Origin of the sequence: Methylophaga sp. UBA5088 (genome assembly GCF_002414625.1) — a bacterium.
GTDB lineage: Bacteria > Pseudomonadota > Gammaproteobacteria > Nitrosococcales > Methylophagaceae > Methylophaga > Methylophaga marina.
In genome coordinates this window covers 17658-22559 of record NZ_DIAC01000026.1, presented here as the reverse complement: position 1 = coordinate 22559, position 4902 = coordinate 17658, and the positions used below count along the sequence as shown (strand labels likewise).

The following is a 4902-nucleotide window of genomic DNA, read 5'->3' as shown; positions in this document are numbered from 1 at the left end:
TCCAGTGCGTCTTCAACCGCACAAGCCACAATCAGTAAGCATTCAGGCTATGCTGGTGAGCAAAAAAGTGAAGTGCAGGCGCTGGGAGACGTCACATCAGAACAGGCTGTACGTTGGACTACAGGTTTACCAGAACTTGATCGTGTGCTCGGCGGTGGATTAGTCACCGGTTCAGTCGTCTTAATTGGTGGTGATCCCGGGATTGGTAAGTCGACACTATTATTGCAAGCCATGGCGACGATGGCTGACAGCAGTGGTATCAGTCCTCTCTATATCAGTGGCGAAGAATCCCTACAGCAAATCAGGCTACGTGCTGAGCGTTTACAGTTAGAGCAGGCACCGGTCGATCTATTAGCTGAAACTCACGCAGAACAGATGATTCAGGTAGCTAAAAACCGTAAACCTCAGGTGATGGTGATTGATTCTATTCAAACCGTGTTCACCGAGTTATTACAGTCGGCACCTGGAACTGTGGCACAGGTGCGTGAAAGTGCTGCACAGCTGGTTCGGTTTGCGAAATCTAGTGGTACGACAATGATTCTCGTTGGTCACGTGACAAAACAAGGTGCATTAGCCGGACCTCGGGTACTTGAGCACATGGTCGACACGGTACTGTATTTTGAAGGAGACACCTCAACGCGATTTCGAATTCTCCGTGCCGTAAAAAATCGTTTTGGTGCAGTCAATGAGCTCGGTGTATTTGGTATGACGGAACTGGGACTCAAAGAAGTGAGTAACCCGTCGGCCATTTTCCTGTCTCGGGGTGAGGAGTCGGTACCAGGCAGTATTGTCACAGTGATACGAGAAGGTAGTCGGCCAATGCTCGTTGAAGTACAAGCCTTAGTAGATAGCAGTCCGCTTGGAAATCCGAGGCGGGTGACAGTAGGGCTTGAGCAAAATCGCTTAGCCATGTTGTTGGCTATTTTGCATCGGCATGGTGGCATTACTTGTCATGATCAGGATGTGTTTATTAATGTTGTTGGTGGCGTGAAATTGAGTGAAACAGGGGCAGATTTAGCGGTGTTAGCGGCGATTATTTCTAGCCTGAGAAACAAACCTTTACCGAGAGACTGGGTATTGTTTGGTGAGGTTGGCCTGACGGGTGAAATTCGTCCAGTGCAAGCTGGTGAAGAGCGCATCAAAGATGCGAATAAGCACGGTTTTACTCATGCTGTTGTTCCGGCAGCGAATGCACCAAGAAAAGGCTTAAAAGGAATGAAAGTTCATGCAGTCAAGCATCTTTCAGAAGTGATTAGCATTCTTCGGGATATGACGTCTTAATGCTCATCTATCAAGGCTGATAATTCACGATGCAGAATGGCTTCATCACCCAGATTGAGCTCTATCAAACGTTTCAAATGAGTAATGCTATCCAAACCAATATGTTCACAATCAAAGCCTATCTGCTCATCATCAATATGGGCAACAACGGTCTCCATTTCGATAATGACTTGTGCGTTATCCAGCAATAAATCTAAACGGCATTTATCACCAATCGCAGATTGCCATTGTCCTGGTTTATGAACTAAAAGACCTTTTAATGAAATATCAATGATTTGGCAATTAAGAAACAAATCGCCATTTTCGGTATTGATATGGGCGACAGCATCAAATGGTATACGGCTGAATCGGCGTCTATCCTGAGCGGTTGAATCGGTCATAACTACCCCCTTATTTATAAACTGATACTATCATTGTTTTTGTAAGAGGAATACTCCATGCTTTGGGTAAAGGCACTTCATATTATTTTTGTGGTGACATGGTTTTCGGCGATGTTCTATTTGCCACGTTTGTTTGTGTACCATGCAATGACAGAGGATCAAGCTGGCAAAGACCGCTTTAAGATTATGGAGCGAAAACTTTACCGTGGCATCATGACGCCCAGCGCACTTTTGACTCTCATATTTGGTATCTGGCTTGTCAGTTATTATCCACTCGACCAAATTGCATCAATGGGCTGGTTGCATGCCAAACTGACTTTGGTATTACTGCTATTTGCTTATCATGGAATCTGTGGCTCAATGGTGAGAAAGTTTGCTGCAGATAAAAATGAGCGTAGCCATACCTATTACCGTTGGTTTAATGAGCTACCTGTTCTGGCATTGATTGCTATTGTCATTCTGGTTGTGGTTAAACCATTCTGATAAAAAAAGGGCTCGTAAAGAGCCCTTTTTTTGACTGCTCGAATCAGTTTAATCTGTGTATTCAAATATCTTAACCACACGTTGAACGCCAGCAGAGTTTCTGACAATATTCACTGCTTGGTCTGCTTCAGCATGGCTAACCATTCCCATCAGATAAACTACGCCGCGTTCCGTCACAACTTTAACGTGGAAAGGATCGGTGTTTTCATCAGTGGTCATTTTCGCTTTGATTTTTGACGTAATCCAGGCATCACTGCTACGTGATGGTAAGGCGCTTGGCGCAGCAATCGCCAATTCGTTATGAATGCGTCTTACTTTTGGAATCGCTTTCACTTCTGCCGTCACTTTTTGCTTCAATGATTCGCTCGGGGTTTCGCCCGTCAACAGAACAACACCATTGTAGCTGGTCACATTTATATGACTCTGATTGTAAATTTCTTTGTTGTTATAAATGGCGTAAGACGCTTTAAATTCGATGCCTTGATCATCAATTACACTCCCCGTAGTGCGGCGATCATACGCAACCGATGCGCCTGTAGCCGCACCTGTTGCCACGACGGGTACACAGGCTTGAAGAAACAACGTAGCGGCAGGTATGACTAAGCCTAACCAAGCTGCTTTTTTGAGTTTGTTCATAATGATTTTCCTTGTAATAACCTTGTACTTATATCGTTATAAGTTAATTAAGTTGAAAAGCGTTCTTTACCCATTCAATCTGTAAAGAGGAGTCTGCAGGCCTCACGGCAACAACATCAAATCTAAACTGCTCTTCGGATGAGGCTGTTGTTTGGATGTAATGTTGGGCTGTTAGGATAATTTTTGCCTGCTTTTGCTTGTTCACGCTCTCCAGTGCTGAACCAAAACGTGCATTCTTTCGAAATCGAACCTCGACAAAAACCAAGGTATTCTTTTCTTTCATAATTAAATCGATTTCACCTCCACGGCATTGGTAGTTTTGTTCGATTAAACGCAACCCCTGCTTTTGTAGATACCGTGAAACCTGTTGTTCTATTTGTTGGCCTTTATCCCTGGCAAACATAATTATTTAATAAGCTTTAGCTCACCTTGTTCAAATTTTCCCCACCGCATTTTGCGCGTGACGTGTCCTAGTGCATTGATGGATAAGCTGCCAGTAGCGCCTTCCATCGAACTTGTTGGATCACGGCTCAGCGTATTGAGTTGAGGTATCAACTTGTACGCATCAACGCCAAGAGCATAGAGTCGTATTGCGCTGGTAAAGTTCTCTGGCGACTGATTTTTCAATGATTGGTAAACCGGATCTTCACTCGCTAACTCCTCAAATACCCAAGGAATATCACTGATGACCAAATCATTTAAATCAATATTTTGTTGTGGATCGGCCTGACCACTGTACACATGTGAGGTTGCCAATAGTGGTAATTGACCAGAGCGGTGATATTTGAGCTGAGGTACTAACTGTCGAGCCTTGAGTGGGCGTGCGACTAAAAATAAAAAATCCACACCTTCACGTCGACGTGGTTCAAAGTCGAGTGAGCGACCCAGCGTGCCCTGAAGGGATTTATAACGCTGCTCACTCTCATTCAAGCCCATTAGCGGAATGAGTGTATCCCGGAAATCATTTTCAGCTTCATTGTAGTTCGAGACGATCAATGTACTGCCTCCTTCTTTACGCCATTGCGTAGTGAAGGCTGAGCTAATGCGTTGTCCCCAATCGTTGTATGGGGCGAGCACGATGCTGCGTTTGTAACCTAATTGTTTCGCGTAAGTGGCCACAGCGACGGCTTCATCTTCTGGTGCCAGGCCAAACTGATATAGATTTTGGTAGGACTGATCATCATCTGTGCGGTTTAAAGCCAGCACCGGAATGCTCAGGTCTGGGTGGGTGGCTAATGTTTCTACTGATGATTTTTGTAAAGGTCCAATGACGACACTGGCGTCTTCAGCTACGGCGGCGTCATATTGAGTTAGCACATTATTTTGCCCGCTGATGGCATCAGTCTCGATGTCGTAGAAGTGTAACTGTGCTGTTGAGCCGCTGACATATTGTGCCGCAATAATGGCATCCTTGATAATTTTTGCAGCCTCAACAAATGGACCAGAATGGGGTAATAAAACAGCAATATTATTGATGTCTTTTGGAATATGCGTGCCAGAGGCTAATGTTTTTTGGTAAAGCGCAGGATCGGCTGGATGGTTGGGGTAACTTCTTTTCCAGTCTTCGAGTGCGACAGCCAGCACTTCCGGGTTATCCTGGTATGCTTTTATATTATAGGCCAGTGCAAACCAACCACTATCTTCAGCGGGTGGATAGCCGGGATTGAATAGGTCAAGGGCTTGCGGTGTCATTTGCATTAATGCCTGCCATAAAGCTTCCCGATTGTTCTTTAACGCGTCGGCATCCGTCAGGATTTTTTCCAGTCTCAGATGTGTATTGGCTTTTTCTAACCAGTTTCCGGTCAGAGTATAGGCATCAGCCTGGACCTTAAGCACACTTTTCAGATTCTGAGCGGCTAAGTCTTTTTCCTGAACATTGCTGAGTGCTTTTAGGGCTCCCTCGCCATCACTGTTAAAGAGAGCAATATTGGCACCCAGAATTGCTGCTTCATAGCGTCGAGATGGGTGGAGTAAGCTAAGTTTGATCTGTTCAAGTGCTTGTTGGCTTTGCTCAACTTGTCCTGACTGCCAATACATTTGAGCCGCTTTCAATTGGTAGGCCGCTTGTTCTGTGCCATCATTTGTTAGAGCAAGTTGAGCGTATTCCTCGGCCGCTTCCCGG

General features: G+C 45.1%; 6 protein-coding genes. 2 read left to right on the top strand and 4 right to left on the bottom strand.

Going from position 1 to position 4902, the window contains the following annotated elements; all coding sequences use genetic code 11:
* A partial coding sequence (gene radA, locus B4K20_RS03175; RefSeq protein WP_289281856.1) for a DNA repair protein RadA occupies positions 1–1281 on the top strand: 1281 nt, incomplete at its 5' end.
* On the opposite strand, the gene B4K20_RS03170 is transcribed toward radA, so the two are convergent.
* Positions 1278–1661, bottom strand: coding sequence for a PilZ domain-containing protein (locus B4K20_RS03170; RefSeq protein ID WP_286305492.1), 384 nt, complete (start codon positions 1659–1661; stop codon positions 1278–1280). The genes radA and B4K20_RS03170 overlap by 4 nt on opposite strands.
* A gap of 57 nt (positions 1662–1718) precedes the next feature.
* On the opposite strand from B4K20_RS03170, the gene hemJ reads away from it, so the two are divergent.
* Positions 1719–2144 (top strand): protoporphyrinogen oxidase HemJ, encoded by a 426-nt coding sequence (gene hemJ, locus B4K20_RS03165; protein WP_286305491.1) that lies wholly within the window; start codon positions 1719–1721, stop codon positions 2142–2144.
* A 48-nt stretch (positions 2145–2192) separates the two neighbouring features.
* Here the strand turns inward: hemJ and B4K20_RS03160 are convergent, their stop codons facing one another.
* The 3 genes from B4K20_RS03160 to B4K20_RS03150 all read right to left on the bottom strand — a co-directional run.
* A complete protein-coding gene (locus tag B4K20_RS03160; protein WP_286305490.1) occupies positions 2193–2780 on the bottom strand; it encodes a BON domain-containing protein in 588 nt (195 codons plus the stop codon).
* Between the two features lie 43 nt (positions 2781–2823).
* Positions 2824–3183 (bottom strand): YraN family protein, encoded by a 360-nt coding sequence (locus B4K20_RS03155; RefSeq protein ID WP_289281855.1) that lies wholly within the window; start codon positions 3181–3183, stop codon positions 2824–2826.
* Positions 3184–3185: 2 nt separating this feature from the next.
* On the bottom strand, positions 3186–4902 hold a 1717-nt coding region (locus B4K20_RS03150; protein WP_289281854.1), incomplete at its 5' end, for a penicillin-binding protein activator.